We start from the raw sequence: 22,001 nt of genomic DNA on the forward strand, positions 1-22,001 counted from the left end.
TGATGAAATCCTCACCATTCAGCATGATGCGCCAAAGCGCTGAAATTCAGGGGCGAGTCATACATGCATTGCTTATGCGTGAAATCCTGACTCGCTACGGCCGTCATAATATTGGTTTTCTTTGGTTATTTGTCGAGCCAATGCTCTTCACGACCGGTGTGACACTTCTGTGGACTCTGACAAAGTCGGTTCACGGCTCGAATCTCCCGATCGTGGCGTTTGCACTTACTGGATATTCAAGTGTCCTCTTGTGGCGCAATATGCCAGCGCGGTGCATCGGGGCAATCCAGCCAAATCTGTCATTAATGTATCACCGAAATGTGCGCGTGATAGATGTCTTCTTGGCTCGACTCCTGCTTGAGGCCGGCGGTGCTTCCATTTCCCTGGTGTCACTTAGCCTATTCTACATTTATATTGGCTGGCTTGAGCCACCGGTGGACGTACTTACTGTGGTCAAAGGTTGGGTGATGATTGCCTGGTTCGGCGCCAGCCTTGCTATGTTGCTCGGCTGTCTAGCGGAGAAGCATGAGGTCATCGAACGCCTATGGCATCCGATATCATATCTAGCGTTCCCCCTTTCCGGCGCGGCCTTCATGGTTGACGCGTTGCCCCAATCGGCGCAGCGCTACATTCTCTATGTGCCGATGGTGAACGGCGTCGAAATGGTCCGCGAAGGGTTTTTTGGAGACCAGGTCAAGGTTCACTACGATTTCGTTTACATGCTGAGCTGTTGCGTCGCGTTGAGCCTATTAGCGCTGACCCAGGCGGCGGCCGTCAATCGCGAGATCACACCTGAATGATCAACGTTGAACATGTTCACAAAGTATATCCCACGCGGTCAGGCGATCGAGTGGTGCTTAATGATATCTCCTTCTCGCTCGCGCGGGGCGAGAAGTTGGGCATTCTCGGTCGCAATGGCGCTGGCAAATCGACGCTGATCCGGCTTGTCAGTGGAGCGGAGCGTCCAACGTCCGGCATTATAACGCAAGAGATGTCGGTCTCATGGCCACTTGCTTTTGGTGGGGCGTTTCAAGGCACTCTCACGGGCCTCGACAATATTCGCTTCATTAGCCGCATCTATCGACAGGACTATCGCCGGAATATAGATTTCGTTGCGGACTTCACCGAACTGGGTATCTACCTTCGGGAGCCAGTACGCTCTTATTCACAAGGCATGAGAGCTCGTCTCGCATTCGCCATTTCGATGATTATTGAATTCGATTGCTATCTGATCGATGAAATAACGGCGGTCGGTGATGCCCGTTTTCACGAAAGATGCGAGACGGAGCTTTTTCAAAAGCGCGGCGATCGCGCTATGCTAATCATTTCACATGACGTCAATTACGTCCGGCAGCATTGCCAAAGGTTTGCCGTTCTAAATGACGGAAATTTGATCTTCTATGATGATTTTGATCAGGCCTATCACGCGCACAGTCAGAATTTACTTTTACATAGCTAGTAATAGTTAGATTGAGCGTACTTAAATGCATGGAGTTTTTGATGAATAAGACGGCACTGATCACCGGTGTAACTGGACAGGACGGTAGCTATCTTTCTGAGCTCCTTCTGGAAAAGGGGTACCAGGTTCATGGCATGATCCGGCGATCGAGCACAGTAAACACGTGGCGCATCGATCATTTGCTTGGCGAAGAATACGAAGACCGCTTTTCGCTACATTATGGCGATTTGTCGGACGCAAATTCTCTTCGTCGACTGATTGACCTTACCCAGCCGGATGAAATTTATAATCTGGCTGCGCAGAGCCATGTTCGCGTTAGTTTCGACCAACCCGAATATACGTGCGATGCTACCGGAACAGGCGTCCTGCGTTTGCTCGAGGCGATCCGGGCTTCGACCCAATACGCGCCTCGTGCCGTTCGTTTCTACCAAGCGGGATCGAGTGAAATGTTCGGTTCGGCTAAGCCTCCGCAAAGCGAGGAAACGCGGTTTGAGCCGCGCAGCCCATATGCCTGCGCCAAGGTCTACGCTCACTACCAGACGGTGAATTACCGTGAGAGTTATGGCATGTTTGCCAGCAATGGCATCCTGTTCAATCACGAAAGTCCACGGCGCGGAGAGACTTTCGTCACGCGCAAAATTACTCTGGCTGCGGCCCGCATCAAGCTGGGTCTTCAGAGCAGACTGCTTCTCGGTAATCTCGATGCCAAGCGCGACTGGGGCTTTGCGGGCGACTACGTCGAGGCAATGTGGCGAATGCTCCAGCACGATAGTCCGGGTGACTTTGTCGTGGCGACTAATCACGCGATCTCAATCCGCGAGTTCTTGGCATTGGCGTTCGAACCTCTGGAACTTGACTGGCAGGAGTTCGTCGAAATCGACGAACGCTTCTATCGTCCCGCCGAGGTTGACTACTTGTTAGGAGACTACAGCAGGACGCAAGCCGCGCTGGGGTGGAGCCCTACGCATGATGTCGCATCGCTTGCTAGGATGATGGTCGAAAGCGACCTTCAGCTAGCCAAACGTGAGAAGTATCATCGCAATTTCGACGAGCTCGAGGCACGGATTGCCCGATAAGCCAGGCCTTCTCGTCACCGGTGCTTCGGGTTTCGTCGGTCGTCACGTAATCGAATTGGGTCAGGCGAGGTTCGACATTGTCGCCACTGGGCGTGGTCAGCGACCTGAGTGGCTGCCCTCTGGTGTTGGTTGGTGCGGGGTGAATCTGCTGGATCGCGCCTCGGTAGCTAGGCTGCCGAGCGATCTGCCATATGTGTTGCACTTGGCTAGCGAGACAGTTCCGTCGAAGTTCTCAACGTACGACCCCCTTCTGGATTCAGTCGAGATGACGTTGAACCTGTGCAACCACCTTCGATCAGGGCGTCTCTTGCACGTAAGCTCATGTTTGGTTTACGCCGCAAGCAGCCGACCGTTAAATGAGGAGGCGCCGGTCGATCCCCGCGGTCGTTATGGTTTGGCGAAGGCCTTGTCGGAAGCTGCCGTTGCTCGGGCATCCTCCTTAAGGGGTATAGAGGGGGTGATCGCCAGGCCGTTTAATCACATCGGAGCGGGGATGCAGCAGGATTTGGCAATCCCGTCGATCGTGCGTCGGATTCGTGCAGCGGCGGATGGCGACACCATCGTAATGTCCGGACTCGACAGCGTCCGCGATTTCCTCGACGTGAGCGACATTGTTGAAGCTTATTTTACGCTGCTCGAAGTGGATGCACTAGCGGGCACTACTTTCAACGTCGCAAGCGGCAAAGCCACTAGCATTGCTGACATCGTGCACGCGGTTGCCAAAGTGCTCAATAAGTCGATTGGCGATGTAATTTTCACTGACAGTGTTAATTCAGGAGACGATGCTTCAATCATCGTTGGCGATGCGAGTAAGTTGCGCCGGATGACCAATTGGGCGCCGCAAATAGATCTAGAGGAAAGCCTGCGCAGGCTGGTAAAATGACTTGCCTCATGCCAAATTTTTTCAAAGAGAAACCTGGTGAAGGTTGATTAGCGACCGCTGGGAAGAGTGATGAAAATTCAGGAGATCTGACTCATGAAGCTCGTTCCTTCGAGGGTGCCATTCGCTCAGTGCGCAGTCAACTCGCGCACTGAACTGCCATTGACCGATCCCCCGAAACTGCGTTCTTCTATGATTCAAAGGCGAGCCGTGGCTTGTCTCGTCTTCTGTGATTGAAGCGGAGCGGGATTATCTGTCTCTCGCTCTGTTAGGCATGCCCGCGGATTGTTCTGATATATTTCGTTTTGTTACGGTCGTTGACCGAATGCGGCTATGCTTGGCATGATGTTATTGCGGCTGAAAGAGTCGAAGCGGTCGAGCAAAGTCTTAAGAGCGGCAGCAGCGCTGGATCAATAGACTCGCGGCACGAGTGGCTATACGAATAGCGGAAGCGACCATCAACGCTTGGGGGCAAAAGCAATGAAAGACACCGCGAAACCGTTTCCGATCGCACCTATTGATCTTCCTGCTGATTTTGATCGGAACTCGGTTAGCTGGTGGCATAGCGTCGAACTTCCCGATGGTACCTATACGAACGGCGCCAAGGATGCTGCGTTGATGAGCGCAGAGGCTGGAATCTTGTTCAACAGCCTTGACCTTGCCGGCAAGTCCTTCATCGATATCGGCGCATGGAATGGCGGCTTTACCATTGAGGCCATGAAGCGCGGGGCTGGACGCGTAGTTGCGCTGGATCGTTATCATACCCCTATTATCGAGGATGAGTTCAAGGCGCTTTCGACCGTCAGTCACGTGATAGCGCAATGGGGTAAGCCCGTAGAGCTATATGCCTGCAATCTCAATCATCCACGCCTCGACATGGCTGCACTTGGACAATTTGACGTGGTGCTCTTCTCCGGCGTTTTCTACCATTTGCTCGACCCGTTGGCGGTGACTCGCGAGGTCGCCAATTTGGCGCGGGAAACACTGATCGTAGAAACGTGGGTCGACAACATGGACGAAGACCGTCCAAGCATGATCTTCTACCCGCGAGGCGAGGTCAACAACGATGGCTCGAACTGGTGGGGCCCGAACACGGCGTTCATGGTGGAATATCTCGAGGTGCTAGGTTTTTCCCGCGTGGATGTTCAGTACGTACCTGAAAATCATCGCGCCGTTTTTCACGCTCACCGCAATGTAGCGGGTCAATATCTCCGGCCCGACATTACCCCAACGGAACTGTCTCTTTACGACTGAATTCAGCCATTTCGTTCTCGTGAGCGATGTGGAAAGGCTGCATGGCACGACAGGAACGAGCAGCGTTTCTTTGCCTTCGGCCGTTTCGTGTTTCGTAAGTGGCGATGGATGGCTTTCCTAACCATGGCTTGATGATCTTTGTGCAATGCATTCGGATGCGGATCAGCCGCCTGAGCTCATTCCGGCATCGGGAATAGAGAAGGCGGTGGCGCCAAGGCGGGTTGATCGACGATGGCCACTGCGGAAAAACTTGTCATACACCTGCCTCTTAGGGTGCATGGTGAACTGACACGGGCGACGGGTACGTCCACCGTGTCAGTTCAGTCCATGTTTATAATATGGTCTAAGCCGCTCGTCCTGAGCCCATTGGCTTTCAATAGACCGCCGCGAAAACTCAATTTGGATGAACGGCATCTCGGATCCAAACAATAGACATCCAGCGCCGCATGTTAAATCAGTTTTCAATGGCGATTGCCGTGAGACGAAAACGGTCGGTCCGAGAAGGTCGCAGGATTGATGCGATCTTCGCCCTTCTCTCATTCGCGCACTTCAATGCCTCGATCGGTGCATTCCCTAAGGTTGCAATGCGAGATCGACCGTTCACAGCCGAATGGCGGCCTCATTTAGAGGCGTCACACTATCACCAATTCTCCATTTTTATACGAACACCGTTTAATTTCAGCGTGCCCTTGAACGGCGGATTTTCTCCCAAAAAAATCCTGAATTCATGGAGCGCCCCGTGGGTGTCGTTAGCGAACTTGAGCTCGATCGGACCCGATCGCAACGCATCACCACCTTCCTGTCCGATCAACTCCCTTCTGAAATCTGTCGAAGCCATATCGCGGCCAATATCCAGGGTTATGGGGCCTTCTAGACCACCCAAACCGAGCCCTACGGCATCCAAATAGAACTCAGCGATAAACTGTCCTTTTGACAACGGCACGTAGGGACCAAAAACCCAACATCCGGCGCCGTGAGAAAAATCTGTTTCCAGAGCCCATTGGCGTCCAATATTAAATGTCGAGGATAGTTCGCTCGGCGCGTAATCGCATGCAGTTCCGATGTCTGGGGTCCATGAAATAGGCGCGAGCTTCTCTAGAACAAGCTCTATTTCAAAGCAGCCTGGCTGCCCCATGTGAGGCATAAGCGTATAATCATAACCTTGGTCGTTATCGCACATATGGCGGATGCGGTAGCCGTTGACCGGCAATGCCGATTCAATGTCGGACAGCAGCGTTGCCGGAGTAAAAAACCGCTTATGGTCCTGGTTGAACCTCGACGGCATAATCTCACGACGTTCGAAAAGATCTCTGTGCGGAACAACTACGACGGCGAACCCGCCCACTTTCAAGACCCGAAACCAATCCTGCAGAGCTGCAACATGGTCCTGAATGTGCTCGAAGCAGTGACTGCTGTATACGGCATCTTGGCTTTCGTCGGCGAAAGGCAGCGTAATGCCATCATATCCAGGATAGTTGAGGTCTACGCCTATAGCTTGAGGGACAATGGGTTGGCCATCCCCGCCATGACCGGCGAAGCCGACATCGAGGATGTGTTCACCAGCTAAATATTTGTCAAAAAAACCACTTTCCACCTTGTCCTTGTAGGACTTCTGGCTCTCCAGCCCTACCTTGCGTTCTAAACTCAGCATTAAAATATCCCCTGGGCCTCAAGACCGCTCAGGACGCGGTGGCATGCGAGCCTAAATGCGACTTCGCCGTCACCTCCCGAACATGGCCCAGGTTAGCCCGTCCGATAGATGTATTTCAAGCGCGTGAGTGCCGATGTACTTAGCTGGCGTTCGTTGCAAATTTCGCGATCCCGGCGGTCTGCCCAGTTGGCAAATTCGGACAAGCTTGCCCATCCCATGGGCGAAATATCCAAACGTCATGCATTTCCAGAGGCAGGGGTCGGGAATGGCGGAATACGCCCAAAATGCCGTTGATTTCGCGTTCCAAGCCATGCTAACCGAAAGAAATCTATGCTCCTAGGGAAATGGCGCGCCAAGCTTGGATGCAGAACATAGGTGCGGTGCTCACCGGAAGGTTTATTAGAAGTTTTGTAATAATATCGTCATGCCGAAATCCGGTAATTTAGAGGATGCTGACGGTGATTTCAGTTTTTGACTTGCTTGATTTCCATGACACTGTTTTTGTGAATAAAGCTTATGAAATTATGCTTCAGCGAAAGGCCGAGCCGTCGGGCATGGCTTACTATGTGGGGCGCCTTCGTAAGGGCTATTCCAAAATATCCCTTTTAGACCAACTAAGCAAAGGCTCGGAAGCGAACCCGGCCTGGTCGAAAGTAGCTGGCCTCCAAGAAAAGTTAGACGACTATCGGGCTCGACGCGGTTCACTGCGCGGCCTGTGGTTACGCCGCTACGATCCCGAGTTCGGCATGGCGCCACGGTTGCGTACTGCACGGGCGCTCGAGAACGCTGTCGCTAGAGGACGTCAAGATGTGCTTGCCGCGTGCAACCAGCTTAGCGCCGACGCAGAAGTTTTGCGCGGGCTTGTTTACACGTTGATGGAAGCGCGGTCTGTCGATGTGGGCTCTAATGTCCAGCAGGATGAACCAGTACGTGTCTTCCGCGCCCGCAACGTCGAAGAAGTGCGGGAATTTGATTTGCCTGTAATCGGGCGTAGAGTCTTGGGCGCACTGAGCGTTTAGGCGATCCGGAGTTTTCATGCGCATCGTGGTGGATTTACAAGGCGCCCAGACGGGTAGCCGGTTTCGTGGCATTGGAAATTATACTTTGTCGTTAGTTAAGGCGATGATCCGTCGTTCGCCGAACGACGAGTTCATCCTCCTGCTCAATGGCATGCTCAGCGACACAATCGAGCCCCTTCGCCATCAGTTCAATGGAATCTTGCCGCAGGCGAATATCCGCGTTTGGTACGCGCCAGCTTCGATCGAATATTACGACCAGCCATTGCGCAACCGTCGAACAATCGCGGAAATTATGCGCGAGCATTATATTCGATCATTACAACCCGATGTGGTACTGGTATCTAGCCTGTTCGAAGGTCTGGGTGACGATGCAGTCGTCACTGTCAACAAGTTTGTAGCTGAAGCGCCGGTCGCTTGCATCTTCTATGACCTGACCCCGCTCATCCTTCCAGATCAGCATTTTAAAACCGTTCCTCGCTACCGCAATTGGTATCGAGATCGCCTCGACAATGTACAGCGCAGCGATTTGTTGCTCGCCATTTCCGAAAGCAGCCAAGGCGAAGCTATCGATGAACTGAACTTCCCCAAGGAGCAGACGGTCAACATCTTTGGCGCACATGACCCTGCGTATTCTTTTAAGGATTACAGCCCCATAGCGCGTGCGGAAGTCCGCAGGCGCCTTGGTATTGAAAAGTCATTTATCCTTTATAATGGGGGACTTGACTTCAACAAGAATCTGAAGTCGCTGGTCGAAGCGCTTGCCACTTTGCCGATAGAGATGCGGGATCGCTACCAGTTCGTCTGTGTCGGGAAACGGCACCCGGGCGAAATTGATCGGATCATGTCTTTTGCGAAGGACCCGGCAACTCGAAAAATGATCACGATCATGGGTTACGTTTCCCAAGAAGACTTGATCGATCTCTACAATTGCTGCGATCTTTTCGTATTCCCGTCTTTGCGCGAAGGCTTTGGGTTGCCTGCGCTTGAGGCGATGGCCTGTGGCGCACCAACCATTGCATCAAATCAAACCAGCTTGCCCGAGGTGGTGGACAATCGCGAAGCGTTGTTTGACCCAAATTCCCCCGAAGCCATCGGCGCTAAGATCGCGCAAGTCCTTGAAGATCCGGATTTGCAGGCAAGCCTTCGGCAATCCGGTCTCCGCCGAGCTGCGGAATTAACGTGGGATCGGTGCGCCGATGCAGCGTTGACTGCACTACGGGCTTTGGCGCCGCGACCGAAGATCGATCCGGCAGGTATGTCCACAGTGACAAAGACTGGGATTTTCAGACCGATCGAGAAGAAGATTCTCGCGCAAAAGCTTGATCATCACGGCGATTTCTTGCTGGCACTACCAGCGCTTGCAAAGCTGCGGGCGCGTTATCCGGACGCGAGGCTGGATGTCCTGGTCGGAAGCTGGAACCGCGAAGCCGCCGAAGCGAGCGGGCTTTTCAACACGATTTATACATTGGATTATTTCAAGTCCAAATCATCAGTTCGCGCCAGCATCGCACTAGAATCCATTGAGGCCTTGCGGCTTGAAATGCCGTATTACGATTATGCGATCGACCTTAGGCGCCAGTCTGATACTCGTTTTATTCTATTTGGACTTAACGCGAGTCAGTATTTTGGTTACAAAACAGGCGTGGATGACGCCGATAGTTTGCTGACTAATCCGCTGGCTATTCATCCTGACTTTTCGGGTGTTCGCAGCCTGTTTGACGAGACACACACGTGCGAGCAAATGCTACGCATTGTGGATGCCCTTCCGTTCGACTCGAATGATTACATCCGTCTGCCGGCGATGGGAGAGAAGAAACCCGTACGTCCGGGATCGATTGCGATTTTCCCTGTTGTGGGCAACGATGCCCGGCAATGGCCGTCTGAGCGCTTCGCCGCGCTCGTGAGGGAGTTGGCCAAAGACGCTACGATTTCGAGTATCAACATCTATGCCGGAAGGCGTGACGAATTGAACGATTTTGCGTTCAAGGACGATCCTAAGGTGCATATTCAATGTGGCCTCTCGTTTCCTGAACTGTTCACGTCGCTCTCGAGCAACGAGATATGCATCGGTAACAATTCGTTCGGCGTACATCTCGCAAGCTTCGTTGGGTGCCGGACGATCGGTATTTACAGTGGGCATGAGCTGCCTCAGCAATGGGGGCCGGCTTTCAATAATGCCAAGGCGATCACCGTCGATGCACCGTGCTCGCCCTGCCATCTTCCGGATCGTGCCAGTTGCCAGTTCGACGTATTTTGCCTCGACAATATCTCGGTTCAATCGGTATTCAATTTGGTGAAAGCTGAATTGCGCGGTGACGCGCCCTCAGAACAATACACGAAAATTCGTGACTACAATCCGGCAACCGCGATTAAGCCTCTGATCGACCATATTAACCGAAGCCGCTTCAGGGGAGAGATCGTCGATCTAGCAGCCGAAGATAAGGTCAGCCTTGCGGCCTCGATCACCGTGAATTTTCCTGATCGCGCGCGCGACACACGTGTTCTTTACGTCGATCTGAGCAGCTTCGTTCCCGGCAACCGCACGTTCAATGCAAAGTCTGATCGCGAAGTGAGGTTAGCACGGGCTTTAATCGAGCGATTGAAGCGGGAGAGTGGAGCGCGCTACGACGTCGTAGGAATCGCCAGTGGGCAACACGATCATGAATTTTATACTGCTGATCTGGACTCACTGACCGATATTTTTGGATCAGACCGCAACGATAAGGTCGTTCGGCCCATGGCCGGGGATATATATATCGGGATCGACGCATATACGCATCGCAATGGTGCCCTGTGGAGCCTACTGCTCTCATGGCGGCAAACCGGTGTAAAAGTCGCATTTGTGATCCCAGACTCTATTCTAGATGAATTGCCCCAACATGATGCCGTAGATGTTGATGTTGATGTCACGGGGATTGCACACAAGTTTATGGTCGAGGCGGCTCAGTTCGATATGCTGCTCACTTCGTCAGAAGCTCGGTGCCGGGTGCTTGAGAAATGGGCCGATCTCCATAAGCCGCCTCGGCTGCGATCGCTTGAGATCAAAGTTATCCCCGAGATGGTCACGGTAACGTCGGATAATAGGGAGCTGCGGAATTTTGGAAGAGACGATGGCGACTCACTTGTTTCTGTGATTGCGTCGGACAAAATCTCGAATTCTAAATAGACGCCGCGAAATATAGAATCAGATTTTAGGATTAGGATACCAGATGTCGGAATCTACGGGTAGTTTTTCCTTCGCTCGAGAAATTCGAACGACGCTGACCGCTTTGCAAACGTGCTTTACAGATGACTATCTGCGAAGCGTCGAAGAAGCTGCAACATTGCTCGCTGACGCATTGAAGTCCGGCGGCAAATTGCTGATTATGGGAAATGGCGGCTCTGCTGCCGACGCTCAGCACATCGCGGCAGAACTGATCGGACGCTATAAGATTGAGCGTCGTGGGCTTCCCGCTATCGCGCTGACGACCGACAGCTCTATTCTTACTGCATGGAGCAACGATTACAGCTACGAAACGGTGTTCAGCCGACAGGTTGAATCCTTGGCAGGACCGAGCGATGTCGTCTGGGGTATTTCGACCTCGGGCAACTCAGGAAATGTGGTGCGGGCCTTCGAAAGCGCAAAATTGATGGGCGTGAAAACGCTAGGAATGCTCGGTCGTGACGGCGGCAAGTTAGCGCCTCTGAGCGATATCGCCATAGTGGTGCCGCTTGCTGCGACCGATCAGATCCAAACTGCCCATCTACTCACTTATCACACGCTGTGTGCCTATCTCGATGAGGTTTTCGCTTCCGATGCGTGAACAAATCAGCCAGTTGCGCGTGCTGATTGTCGGCGACGTAATGCTTGACGAATATTGGTTCGGTGATGTCCATCGTATCTCTCCCGAGGCACCCGTGCCGATCGTCAAGATCGCGCGCTCGGACGAACGCCCCGGTGGAGCGGCCAACGTCGCACGTAACATCGTAGCATTTGGAGCACAGGCGACCTTGTTGTCCGTGGTAGGCGCTGATGCGACCGCAACCCGATTGCGAGCGGTCCTCGACGCAAACAGCATTCGGCATGAGCTGCAAGTCGATCCAGAAATTAGGACGACTTCTAAGCTACGTATCATCGGGCACCAGCAACAGATGCTTCGCGTTGATTTCGAAGATGTGCCATCAGAAGACGTGCTGCATACAAAAAGGGCTGCCTTCGCCAAGTTACTCCCAGATTCCGACATCGTCATCTTTTCAGACTATCAAAAAGGTGCGCTGGGCAAGATCGAGGATCTAATTGCACTGGTGCGCGCTGCCGGTAAGATGATCTTTATCGATCCCAAGGGCGCCGATTATGCCCGTTATTCCGGGGCGACGGTAATCACGCCCAACCGCGGTGAACTCGCTCAGGCGGTGGGCCCTTGGTCTTCGCCGGAAGCGATGGATGCAAAGGCCGAAAAACTTCGCACTGATTTGGGACTGGACGCTCTGCTGCTTACGATGAGCGAACAGGGAATGAAAATGTTCTTACCGGGTGCGGTGATCAATCGGCCAGCCCAGGCTCAGGAAGTCTTTGATGTGTCGGGGGCCGGAGATACCGTCATTGCTGCGATCGCAATTATGATCGGGATCGGAGCAAACTGGAGAGAGGCGGTAGAATTCGCAAATGCAGCCGCCGGAGTGGTTGTCAGCAAGCTCGGCACTTCTGTCGCTACATTTGACGAAGTCGAACCGCTGCTCGTTTCGACCAAGGGCTGATGAAAATGTCATACCGGGATAAGATTGTTGAGCGTCAGAATCTTGTGGCGCGGCTCGCATACGCCCCGCGTCCCTTGGTTTTCACAAACGGGGTCTTCGATCTGCTTCATCCCGGGCATGTCGAGTACCTAACAACCGCTAGAACCCTTGGTGCGGCGTTGATTGTCGGGCTGAATTCTGATGTTTCCTCTCGGCTGTTAGGCAAGGGTGATGATCGCCCAATCAACCCCGAGCATGATCGCGCACTGATGTTAGCGGCGCTTGAATCGGTTTCACTTGTCGTTTTGTTCGATGAACCGAATCCATTGAAATTATTGAATATTATTAGACCTGACATTTACGTGAAGGGGGGGGACTACGATGTGGCGAGCCTCGCGGAAACGGCTATGGTCCAGACATGGGGGGGGCAGGCAACAGCGATTGATTTCTTGCCGGGGTATTCATCTACGCGACTTGTAGAGCGTATACGTATGTCGGGGTCTGCGAAATGAGGCGCGCGCTTTTGCTGGACCGTGATGGCGTAATCAATGTTGATCACGGCTATGTGATCCGTCCCGATCAGTTCGATGTCATCCCGGGGGTATTTGAGGCGCTTCGAAAGGTCCAAGCGCTCGGCTACGCGTTGATTGTAGTGACCAACCAGTCGGGCATTGCGCGTGGATTTTTCAGTGCTGCGGATTACGCGCTGATGGAAGAACATATGCGGCAGATATTCGCGGCTGAGGGTATCACGTTTACCGCTATATATCATTGCCCACATCACCCAGACGGATCGTGTGAATGTCGCAAACCCATGCCAGGTATGATTTTACGCGCCGCGATGGAGCATGATTTGGATCTCGCACGCTCAGTGTTGATTGGCGATAAAGAAAGTGACATCGGCGCCGCTATTGCCGCCGGCGTCGGACACTCATATCTCATTAGTGAAGCGGGTGACGGAAATACTTCATTAGCTCAGATCGTGGGAAGCGCCGACTTTGCATCTTGCTCTGGTGCGGCACTCCCAGGAACCGATTGAATGGTAGGGTGCAGTCGATCATGCGCCGGTTCCCCAGAAGCTATGACCCAATGCGATGAAGCGAGATTTGTGATGTCTGAAGCGATTCGTGATTTGATCCGCGGCGTACAAGAGAGCACCGGCGGCCCTGAATTGGGGCAAGCTTTGGAATGCAAGCTGTGTAATGGCACTGCCTCTCATTTTGGCGCGGTTGACTTTAATAAATCGTGCAACGGCTATCCTCTCGTGCGATCTAATATTGCTGTACACTATTATAGATGTAGCTCGTGTGAGCTAATTTTCACCGATTTCTTCGATGATTGGTCTTCAGGTGATTTTTCGACTCTAGTATATAATGATGATTATATCAAAGTCGATCCTGACTATGCTGGGATGCGCGCCGAAGCGACTGCCAGAATGATGGACAAACTTCTCGAAAAAGGGAAGGGTATGCTGTCGTTACTTGACTTTGGTAGTGGTGAAGGAGTTTTTGCCGAACAAATGCGATCATATGGTTTTTCGGAGGTCGCAAGTTACGACCCTTATTCGAATCCCATAAAGCCGGCCAAGAAGTACGACATAGTGACGGCGTTTGAAGTTATTGAGCATAGTACAAGTCCGTTGGATACGTTTAATTCACTATTGAGTTATACTAATGAGGGTGGTTTTGTCTTTGTAGGGCAAAGCATGCAGCCTCAAAATATTGAAGAAATAGGTGTCGATTGGTGGTATGTTGCGCCTCGCAATGGCCATGTCACATTCTATAGCCATCAGACAATGCACGACTTCGCTAAACGAGAAGGGCTGATCTATCGTAGCTTGGGCGGAGATTTTGTTCTGCACCGAGGCGCCGTTTCGCCGGTAGCTGCGCGCATCTTGGCGGACATGCCTGACGAAATTCGAACACTCGAGCTTAAGGCACCAGCCAGTGAGCACTCCGCTAGTGGAGAATGGCACGGCCTTGAAAACCATAATGGAAAAACTTATCGATGGACTCGCTATCATCATATTGAATTCGGTATATTTGACTTACCAAATGGTGGATTGTTTGTAAAAATACCCTGCCTAATGGCTATCGATGATGATTTTGCGGCCAATTGCTCGTTAAGGGTCGGTGAGGCATATGTTGCCCTCAAGCTGCGAGATGGATATCTAGCTGCATTCGTGAGCTCTGCTTTGTTAACCAGCGTTACGGATGTAAGAATTTCGTTGATCACGCCAGTTACTGTTTCACCTCAGTCACGCGGCCTCAATCAAGACGATCGCAGCATCGGTCTCGCAATTGAGGTCTAACTGGAGCAGATTGCGATCAATCTGTATCAATCCGCAAGAGCCGAACTGATCGGCGCATTCGGCGGGTCGAAAGATGTCGACGAGCTTGCTGAGAAGCACAAATCTATAGGAAGCGGATTTCCATCCGTGCCAGCCTCCTCCACCAGTAGGGATTATAGATCACAAAAACGCCATCGAGGGGGCCGTGTCGATTCATAGCGGTCTAAATCGCGCTAAATAAGATTTCGAGCGAGACTGATAATTCGTCATGGAGTCGCTGAACTTGATCTATCAGCGCGCAAGCGCATCGCCCCATAGTTTGTGCCGGGATAGGGCCTTTCGACAATTCGACCAGCACCTTGCGCTGCGCGTCGGTTAACGGCGGACGGAGTCTAAGAGGACGTCTCAGCTAACGGCCGGGCAGCGATAGACCAAATGCGGATATGCTTGCTCAGCGAAAAGGCCTCGGTTCTGAATTAGTTCCTCCTCGACTGCTTGAAAGGCGCCCAAACAATCGAAGACGAGCGGATCATCGAAGACTAGGTAGGCTCCCATCACAGAATGCTCCGCACTGTAGTTGATCGAAAACTTCACCGAATCGTAAATGTCGCAATCTATGTGAGAGAGGAAGAATCTCCTCTCGTCAGGCGGAATTTGGCTCACTGTGTCTTGAAATAGGCCCTTTAGTATGACGAGATTGTCCAGCCCCTGCCGATCGCGGGCCTCAACCAATTCGTCATAGCTAGCCCCAGCGAAACCGCCTGGTACATGCATGTCCAGTTCGGAGTTACAGCTCTCGGGCATGCCTTCAAATGTATCGAGAGCATAGACCTTTCGGCTTGATCCCAATCGCTTGAGCAGGGCGGCCATCATGAGAGAAGTACCTCCTCGGTACGCACCAAACTCGATGATGTTACCGTTGATCTCCGAATACTTCAGCAGCAGGAACAGATTCAGCAGATGGTTCGGATGCGATATGCTGCGGCTCTCGGCGGCCTCCTGCGCGGCAATCCAATCTGGATCCCGCAAGATCGCCTGCGCAGCTCCGGACGCGATGTAGGTTCCGCGCCGGTAGCCCGCTTGGATGTTCCGGCCTTTAACAAATCCCGGATTTGTCATGGCAGGCTCAGTCTGTAGGAAATGGAGCTCATGTAGATGGGGTGATAACAACTTCGTCGCGGCGAACTCATCCTCGGTCATGCGATACAGGTCGACGCGATCGAGTCGGAAAGAGGAAGATTCATTGGTCGTATAAACGACGACTTCGAAATTATCGGCGCCGTCCAAAACATGGAACCATAATGCATCGTCGATTGCTTGGACCACTTGGCTAGCCAGGGTATGTTTTCCAGCATCCTGGGTGAAGTGGATCTCGAAAGATCCTGTGATTTCCCCGTGCAGCTCGACCACGTAAAAGCCCGCGGGAAGACGAATGTATGGACCAAAACAGACCGTAGAGCGCGGAGGTTCGCCGTCGAACTCGAACCGAATCTTTTTTCCGGCTGGGCCATTCACGCGGGGATCGTAAAGAATGGTGGAGTCAATCGTGAAGACGTTGTCACTGGAAGTTTTATCCAGCTGAAATCGCTCAATCTTCTGTGCTGTGTACATGATTGTTTCCCCGGCTAATCACATCAATGCTAGTCACTAGAATATTGGGATCCTCACCGCTCGCCGATCAATTCGTAGGCCGTGTGCTGCAGGACAATGGAGGAGCATTGGGGATCAAGTCGTCCTGATCCTGTTGTGAGTTGTGCCTCTTCGATTTAGAAGTGACAATATGGGAAATTTGCCGGCAGAACTCCTAACTGCGCAAGATCACTCATTCCGAGCATCCCTCGGCCTTGTGGCATTTAGAATCCCGCCAAATTTTCCGTGACAGCTCTGCGACTTGCGCAACCCAAGCGACGCCCGTCAGCCAAACGCCTTTATGGCCGAGTCTATTTTGTCGAGGAGATTCTATTACGAAGCGTTTGTTTGTCTTTTATCAAAATGGAAAGGCGATCCGCTAACATCGTTCGGATTCGAGAAATCCCCCCAGGCCCACGACTAATTTTTGATAATATATTCATGAAATCGCGGCGCACGGTAGTGCAGTCATCAAGGTCCCTGTAGATATCCCAGAAACCCTCGACTCCCAGTACTGCGGGCATGTTGAACACCCCGTGATAGCCGAAGCTCTCCCGAGGGTTTCCCCTCCGCTCTACCGCGAACGCGTCCGCTAGAACAGGCGAGGCGAAACGCATTCCCTTTTCTTCAAGCCATTTACGATTGATCCGACCAACAGCAATATCCTCGGGATGGGATGCCTCAAATTCTGGATCCCGGCATGCCTCCATCAAACGGCGGCTGCGGAGCGAAAATCCGCCATTTCCCACGTTGTAACCGTCCTGAAAATGTGGCCAAACCGCGCCAATGTAGTCGTATTCAAGGAACTCGGGGCGCCAGCGGCCCGCGTTGACCACGTGACCATCCCACTGTGCGATCAGGCAGTGACTGGTTTCGATCCTATCGACCAAGCCGGAGAGAAGGAGGTCGGAGTAAGCCGCCACTGACGTGAGTTTATGGATCGGTACGACACGAATCTCCGGATGCTCAGGTTGAATTTCCGCGTCGGTAAACAGCAGACAGTCGGCAAACGCGATCTGATCCAAGCAACATTCCAGCGACCGCAAAGTGGCCTTGACGTTGATCGACGTCGCCGCACATAAGGTAACCTGGGGCAGAGAAATTCGATGGGGCAGCATAACTTCCTGATAAACGGCCATTCCTAAAACTCTATAGTCGCGGCACGAATTGTTCGCTGAAGGGGCTAAGTTGCGAGTGATGGAATGGATCCACGATACGATCCGTGCCCCAGAGGGATTTCAGATGGGCCAGTTCTCCCGCAAGGCGCGCCGCGCCGACCGGGTCGCGGTCAAGGCCGCGCGAAACCGATTCATGGTGGATCAACCGCGCACGCGGCTCATAGAGCGAATGCCATCCTTGGCGGTTCAAGCGCATGCACAAGTCGACGTCGTTGAACGCCACCGCAAAATTGCGTTCATCGAAACCGCCCACTGCCATGAATCGTTCTCGCGACACAACGAGGCAGGCCGCTGTCACCGCAGAGACGAACTGCGGAAGGGCATGGCGGCGGAAGTAGCCTTCTTCGTCGGGGCGCAGTAGCCGGTGCGCGTGTGCGGCACCTCCGCCGACGCCCAGTACGACCCCTGAATGCTGAATCCGGCCATCGGGATAGAGCAACTGCGCCCCCACCGCCCCGACGTTTTCGCGCAGCGCCTGCTCGACCATGATCGTCAGCCAGTGGGGCTCAAGCATCTCCACGTCATTGTTGAGAAGGCAGAGCATGTCTCCGTCCGCCTGCGCAGCCGCATGGTTGTTGATGGCCGAAAAGTTGAAAGCGCCGGGGAATTTTAGGACCCTGCAGGTTTCGCTCTCGATCCCTGCAAGAAACGCCAGAGTGCCTCGGTCGTCGCTGCCGTTGTCGACGATCAGGATCTCGATGTCGGGATATTCGGTCGCTTGCAGGCCGCTCAGACATGTCCGCAGCAGATCGAGCCCGTTTCGCGTGGGGATAATGACGCTGACTTTGGGCAGTTGCCGAGTTGCAGGCATCTCAGGTGCTGCCGGCACGCGGGGCAGCGGCCTCGAACGCCGGTGGTGGAGAACACGAGGGATATGGAAGGGTGCCTTGGGACCAAGCCCCTGCGCGACGAGCGCCTGCGCCCAATCGGCATCGGAAACACTTGCCAGACACTCCCGGGAGGTCTGAACCGCGCAGGCGCCTGTCAGGAAATCGAAATGCCGGAAGAGTTCGCCGTTCCAGTCGGGTTTGAAATGGGGCGCGGTGCGCTGGTCGGCTTGGTCGATCAGATCGTCGTCAGCATAGACGATCTTCCCCCCCGTTTTCGCAATTGCGCTCCGATAGACCTCAGCCGCTCGCGGGGCGAGTACGTCCCCTGCGGCCATGGGCATGAGCCAGGGCTTATCGCTCCAGTCGATATGGTCCGCAGCGTGCTTAATGGAAAAGCCGCCAGGGCCTCCGATTAGGAGGTAGGACAGGCCTTCTGAAGCGAGGCTTTCCAACGTTTGCGCCAACCTCGTTTCCCCGCGACCGGCATCCACCAAGGCGATTATCGGCTGCGATCCGGGGGCGGCGTAGTCGCCATGGTCGACATACGGGCGGGCTTCCTGCCGCTCGATCCACAGGCGATACGCTCTTGGCGATTTCCCGAGGAGCGGAGCCATCTGGCTGCGGGCCCGCAGCTTCTTGCCGAGCAACCGCCAGCGCAAAGCGGTCATGTAGGGGCGGGGCGCGCTGTGCACCGCCTCCAAATGCATCAACAGCAGCGTCCAGAAGTTTGAAAATTTACTCAAAGCTCTTCCGGCCTAATCGATTGCGGTTCGGACGATAAAGCGTTGGAGAGTAAGAACAAGGCCAAAGCGCGCGGATCGAAGCCTTTCCGGAACGGTGCGCAAACCGGGCGCCTCAGATTTCCCGAAGGATTCCGCGCAGAAAGCGGCCATAATCCGACTTGACGAGCGTGCCGATGACCCCTTCTGCCCGCCATCGATGAAGCCCCGACGAAAGGCGATCTCGTTCGGGCCGGTGATATTGAACACCTGCCGTTTTTCGAGAATGCGCACATATTCTGTGGCATCGAGCATGCTGTCCGGAGCGCCGGTATCGAGCCAGGCATAGCCACGCCCCATCGTCTCGATCGCCAAATCTCAGCGTTCGACATAGGCGCGGTTGATTTCGCTGTCCGGCGACGAAGTCCGCGCCGATGACCTAAGCATGCGCTAGCGCTCGAGGCGGGGGCTGTTCGGAATATTCGAACATCATGCCCCATTTCGATCGATCCGCCAGAAAGGTCTGGAAGGCAAGCGGATCGCGCGGGGTGGAAATGATCAGGACCTCGCGGATGTCCGTCAGCATCAGGTGCTGAGCGGATAACAGTTCACCTGCCGTCGTAGATCGACATCAGCTGCTTGGAGGTCGTTAGTGTCGTCAGAAAGAACCGGGAGCCGCTGCCGCCTGCCAGAACGATGCCCTTCACATGCCTCGTCCCTTTTGCAGCTTTTCGGCTAGCAGGCGGGAAACCACGGTTTCCAGCGCCCCGTGCCAATCGGGCAGGATCACGCCGTGGGCGCGCGCGATCTCCCCGCAATCGAGCCGCGAGTTTGCCGGGCGAAGGGCTGCCGTGGGATAGTCGGCCGTGGTGATAGGCCTGACGGCCGCGCATGCTCCACCATAGGCAGCCGAGGTCGCGAACACGGCCTGCGCGAAATCGGCCCAGCTGGCCTCGCCGCGTGCAGTCATATGGAATACGCCGCGGAGGCCTGCGTCGTAGCTACCAACAAGGTTATCCGATACCATAAGGATACCATCTGCGATATCCAGCGCGCTGGTAGGATTACCCAATTGATCGGCAACGACGGAGATCTCGTCCCGATCCCCTGCGAGGCGAAGCATGGTCTTCACGAAGTTGCCGCCGAAAGGGCTGTAGACCCAAGCCACGCGCAGGACCACACTGTTCTCGGGCCAGCCTGCCAATATGGACTGCTCCCCCGCCAGCTTGGATGCGCCATAGACGCCGGTCGGCCCGGTCGGGTCCGCCTCCACGTATGGACGATCCAAACGACCGTCGAAGACGTAGTCAGTCGAGAGATGGACAAGTGGCACGCCGAGCACTTTCGCTGCCTGCGCCACCGCACCCGCCCCCGCGCCGTTCACAGCGTGGGCGAGGGCGCTTTCGCTTTCCGCCTTGTCGACCGCGGTATAGGCGGCGGCCGAAACCACCACGTCCGGTGCGGCAGCTTCGATTGCCCGCAGGACCGATGTGGGATCGACAAGGTCTAGTTCCGGCCGACCCAGCGCGATCACCTCGTGCCCGGCCGCGGTTCCGCGCTCGTACAGCGCGGTAGCGACCTGCCCGGACTTGCCGGTGACGACGATTTTCATCTGGGTCTCAAGCGGGGGCCCTGACGGAAAGGCCGAGCCGCTCGCCATCGTAGCGCTCGCGCAGCGGGCCCCACCACCAGTCGTTCTCGAGATACCAGCGAACGGTCTTCTCGATGCCGGTGTCGAAGGTTTCGCGCGCGCGCCAGCCCAGTTCGTCCTCCAGCTTGGTCGCGTCGATGGCGTACCGCGCATCGTGGCCCGGACGGTCGGTGACGAACTCGATCAGGCTTTCGCGCGGAGTTTCGCCCGGTACCAGCCCATCGAGAACTGCGCAGATGCGGCGTACCACGTCGATGTTGCGGCGTTCGTTGCGGCCGCCGACATTGTAGGTCTCGCCGATCCGGCCCTTCTCGATGATGGTGTCGAGCGCGCGGGCATGATCGTCGACGAAAAGCCAGTCGCGCACGTTCTCGCCCTTGCCGTAGACTGGCAAGGGGCGCCCGGCGAGCGCGTTGAGGATGGTCAGGGGGATCAGCTTTTCGGGGAAGTGGTACGGCCCGTAATTGTTCGAGCAGTTAGAGACCACCACCGGCAGCCCGTAAGTCCGCTCCCACGCCTTGGCGAGATGGTCGGATGCTGCCTTGGAGGCTGAGTAGGGCGAACTGGGATCGTAGGGTGTCGTCTCCTCGAAGAAACCTTCATCGCCCAGCGAGCCATAGACTTCGTCGGTCGAGACATGGAGGAAGCGGAAAGCCGCCTTTGCCTCTGCAGCAAGGCCGTTCCAGTAGCCGCGCGCGGCTTCGAGCAGGGTGAAAGTGCCGACCACATTGGTATGGATGAAGTCGGACGCGCCGGTGATCGAGCGATCAACGTGGCTTTCGGCCGCCAGATGCATCACGCGATTTGGACGGAAGCTGGCGATCGCGGAGTCCAGGGCCGCACGGTTGCAGATGTTAGCCTTAAGAAAGTGGTGGTTGCTGCTACCCTCAACCTCGCGTAGCGATGCCTCGCAACCCGCGTATGTTAGAGCATCTATGGTCAGGACGTCGTAGCCCTTCTTCAGAACGAGGTAGCGGACAAGGGCTGATCCTATAAAGCCGGCACCGCCAGTGACGATTACACGCATGGATTATTCGCTTCCATTGATCCCTGGCCAGGTGAAATAGGCAGGAAGGTCAGCCAGGAGCGGTTGCTTGCGATCCTTGTTTGAAAGGGTTGCGGGTCGGGCAATGTCCGGCCAATCGATCCCGATCACCGGATCATCCCAAGCGATGCCCTTGTCGCACTCGGCATTGTAGTAGTCGGTGACTTTGTAGCAGATGACTGTATTGGGCTCGAGTGAGCAAAACCCGTGGGCGAATCCCGGAGGCACCCACAGCTGTTTACCGTTCTCCGAGGAGAGCGTTTCGCCTACCCACTGCCCGTAAGTAGGTGAGCCGTGGCGAATGTCCACGGCCACATCGAACAGCGCCCCCGCGGTGCATCTCACCAACTTGCCTTGGGCACGAGGCTCGGATTGGAAGTGCAAACCACGAACGGTGCCGGGGAGCACGCTAAGCGACTCATTATCCTGCACAAAGACCTGGTCTGCCGACACGCCAGCGAACATGTCCGAGCGGAATACCTCGGCGAAATAGCCGCGTTCGTCGCCGATGCGGCGGGGGGTGAGCAGCCTCACGCCGTCAATCAAATAGGCATCTATCTCCATACCCAGACATTAGAATGCGTTAGCCGCAATTTCAAAGAGG

Annotated in this window: 21 protein-coding genes; 12 read left to right on the forward strand and 9 right to left on the reverse strand. The window is 54.6% G+C overall.

Annotated features, from left to right (window positions below):
• The first annotated feature begins 2 nt into the window (after nucleotides 1-2).
• The 5 genes from ACZ1JC_RS12120 to ACZ1JC_RS12140 all read left to right on the forward strand — a co-directional run bounded on the left by ACZ1JC_RS12120 (nucleotide 3) and on the right by ACZ1JC_RS12140 (nucleotide 4,669).
• Nucleotides 3-800, forward strand: a complete 798-nt coding sequence (locus tag ACZ1JC_RS12120; protein WP_465136626.1) for an ABC transporter permease — start codon at nucleotides 3-5, stop codon at nucleotides 798-800.
• The gene (locus ACZ1JC_RS12125) at nucleotides 797-1,459 is read left to right on the forward strand and encodes an ABC transporter ATP-binding protein (RefSeq protein ID WP_465136625.1); all 663 of its coding nucleotides are present in this window, start codon (nucleotides 797-799) and stop codon (nucleotides 1,457-1,459) included. The genes ACZ1JC_RS12120 and ACZ1JC_RS12125 overlap by 4 nt, the downstream gene beginning before the upstream one ends.
• Before the next feature lie 41 nt (nucleotides 1,460-1,500).
• Nucleotides 1,501-2,535 (forward strand): GDP-mannose 4,6-dehydratase, encoded by a 1,035-nt coding sequence (gene gmd / locus ACZ1JC_RS12130; RefSeq protein ID WP_465136624.1) that lies wholly within the window; start codon nucleotides 1,501-1,503, stop codon nucleotides 2,533-2,535.
• Nucleotides 2,483-3,418, forward strand: a complete 936-nt coding sequence (locus ACZ1JC_RS12135) for an NAD-dependent epimerase/dehydratase family protein (protein ID WP_465136623.1) — start codon at nucleotides 2,483-2,485, stop codon at nucleotides 3,416-3,418. The genes gmd and ACZ1JC_RS12135 overlap by 53 nt, the downstream gene beginning before the upstream one ends.
• 477 nt (nucleotides 3,419-3,895) lie before the next feature.
• Nucleotides 3,896-4,669, forward strand: a complete 774-nt coding sequence (locus tag ACZ1JC_RS12140; protein WP_465136622.1) for a class I SAM-dependent methyltransferase — start codon at nucleotides 3,896-3,898, stop codon at nucleotides 4,667-4,669.
• A 640-nt stretch (nucleotides 4,670-5,309) separates the two neighbouring features.
• Here ACZ1JC_RS12140 and ACZ1JC_RS12145 read toward each other — a convergent pair.
• Nucleotides 5,310-6,320: a methyltransferase domain-containing protein gene (locus ACZ1JC_RS12145; RefSeq protein WP_465136621.1), complete on the reverse strand. Its 1,011-nt coding sequence runs from the start codon at nucleotides 6,318-6,320 to the stop codon at nucleotides 5,310-5,312.
• A gap of 449 nt (nucleotides 6,321-6,769) precedes the next feature.
• On the opposite strand from ACZ1JC_RS12145, the gene ACZ1JC_RS12150 reads away from it, so the two are divergent.
• The 7 genes from ACZ1JC_RS12150 to ACZ1JC_RS12180 all read left to right on the forward strand — a co-directional run bounded on the left by ACZ1JC_RS12150 (nucleotide 6,770) and on the right by ACZ1JC_RS12180 (nucleotide 14,366).
• Nucleotides 6,770-7,339: a DUF4214 domain-containing protein gene (locus ACZ1JC_RS12150; RefSeq protein WP_465136620.1), complete on the forward strand. Its 570-nt coding sequence runs from the start codon at nucleotides 6,770-6,772 to the stop codon at nucleotides 7,337-7,339.
• Nucleotides 7,340-7,355: 16 nt separating this feature from the next.
• Complete coding sequence (locus ACZ1JC_RS12155) at nucleotides 7,356-10,505, forward strand: glycosyltransferase (protein ID WP_465136619.1); 3,150 nt, start codon at nucleotides 7,356-7,358, stop codon at nucleotides 10,503-10,505.
• 43 nt (nucleotides 10,506-10,548) lie between these two features.
• Entirely contained in the window at nucleotides 10,549-11,142 is a 594-nt protein-coding gene (gmhA, locus tag ACZ1JC_RS12160) for a D-sedoheptulose 7-phosphate isomerase (RefSeq protein WP_465136618.1), read from the forward strand.
• Entirely contained in the window at nucleotides 11,135-12,076 is a 942-nt protein-coding gene (gene rfaE1, locus ACZ1JC_RS12165) for a D-glycero-beta-D-manno-heptose-7-phosphate kinase (protein ID WP_465136617.1), read from the forward strand. Before gmhA ends, rfaE1 begins: the two co-directional genes overlap by 8 nt.
• Nucleotides 12,076-12,567, forward strand: a complete 492-nt coding sequence (locus ACZ1JC_RS12170; protein WP_465136616.1) for an adenylyltransferase/cytidyltransferase family protein — start codon at nucleotides 12,076-12,078, stop codon at nucleotides 12,565-12,567. Before rfaE1 ends, ACZ1JC_RS12170 begins: the two co-directional genes overlap by 1 nt.
• A complete protein-coding gene (gene gmhB, locus ACZ1JC_RS12175; protein WP_465136615.1) occupies nucleotides 12,564-13,094 on the forward strand; it encodes a D-glycero-beta-D-manno-heptose 1,7-bisphosphate 7-phosphatase in 531 nt (176 codons plus the stop codon). Before ACZ1JC_RS12170 ends, gmhB begins: the two co-directional genes overlap by 4 nt.
• A gap of 72 nt (nucleotides 13,095-13,166) precedes the next feature.
• Entirely contained in the window at nucleotides 13,167-14,366 is a 1,200-nt protein-coding gene (locus ACZ1JC_RS12180) for a class I SAM-dependent methyltransferase (protein WP_465136614.1), read from the forward strand.
• A gap of 384 nt (nucleotides 14,367-14,750) precedes the next feature.
• On the opposite strand, the gene ACZ1JC_RS12185 is transcribed toward ACZ1JC_RS12180, so the two are convergent.
• The 8 genes from ACZ1JC_RS12185 to rfbC form a co-directional block, all read right to left on the reverse strand.
• Nucleotides 14,751-15,956 carry a TylF/MycF/NovP-related O-methyltransferase gene (locus tag ACZ1JC_RS12185; RefSeq protein WP_465136613.1) on the reverse strand — a complete coding sequence of 402 codons (1,206 nt, stop codon included), beginning with the start codon at nucleotides 15,954-15,956 and terminating at the stop codon, nucleotides 14,751-14,753.
• 329 nt (nucleotides 15,957-16,285) lie between these two features.
• Nucleotides 16,286-17,113, reverse strand: a complete 828-nt coding sequence (locus ACZ1JC_RS12190) for a DUF5672 family protein (RefSeq protein ID WP_465136612.1) — start codon at nucleotides 17,111-17,113, stop codon at nucleotides 16,286-16,288.
• A 10-nt stretch (nucleotides 17,114-17,123) separates the two neighbouring features.
• Nucleotides 17,124-18,725 (reverse strand): glycosyltransferase family 2 protein, encoded by a 1,602-nt coding sequence (locus tag ACZ1JC_RS12195; protein WP_465136611.1) that lies wholly within the window; start codon nucleotides 18,723-18,725, stop codon nucleotides 17,124-17,126.
• A 12-nt stretch (nucleotides 18,726-18,737) separates the two neighbouring features.
• Nucleotides 18,738-19,076, reverse strand: a complete 339-nt coding sequence (locus ACZ1JC_RS12200) for a hypothetical protein (RefSeq protein WP_465136610.1) — start codon at nucleotides 19,074-19,076, stop codon at nucleotides 18,738-18,740.
• 64 nt (nucleotides 19,077-19,140) lie between these two features.
• A complete protein-coding gene (locus tag ACZ1JC_RS12205; RefSeq protein WP_465136609.1) occupies nucleotides 19,141-19,287 on the reverse strand; it encodes a sugar phosphate nucleotidyltransferase in 147 nt (48 codons plus the stop codon).
• 117 nt (nucleotides 19,288-19,404) lie between these two features.
• Entirely contained in the window at nucleotides 19,405-20,313 is a 909-nt protein-coding gene (gene rfbD, locus ACZ1JC_RS12210; protein WP_465136608.1) for a dTDP-4-dehydrorhamnose reductase, read from the reverse strand.
• 7 nt (nucleotides 20,314-20,320) lie between these two features.
• Nucleotides 20,321-21,379 carry a dTDP-glucose 4,6-dehydratase gene (gene rfbB, locus ACZ1JC_RS12215; protein WP_465136607.1) on the reverse strand — a complete coding sequence of 353 codons (1,059 nt, stop codon included), beginning with the start codon at nucleotides 21,377-21,379 and terminating at the stop codon, nucleotides 20,321-20,323.
• 3 nt (nucleotides 21,380-21,382) lie between these two features.
• On the reverse strand, nucleotides 21,383-21,961 hold the full coding sequence (rfbC, locus tag ACZ1JC_RS12220; RefSeq protein ID WP_465136606.1) for a dTDP-4-dehydrorhamnose 3,5-epimerase: 579 nt from the start codon (nucleotides 21,959-21,961) through the stop codon (nucleotides 21,383-21,385).
• Nucleotides 21,962-22,001 lie beyond the last annotated feature (40 nt).

This window comes from Sphingomonas sp. BL-S-28 (assembly GCF_055521515.1).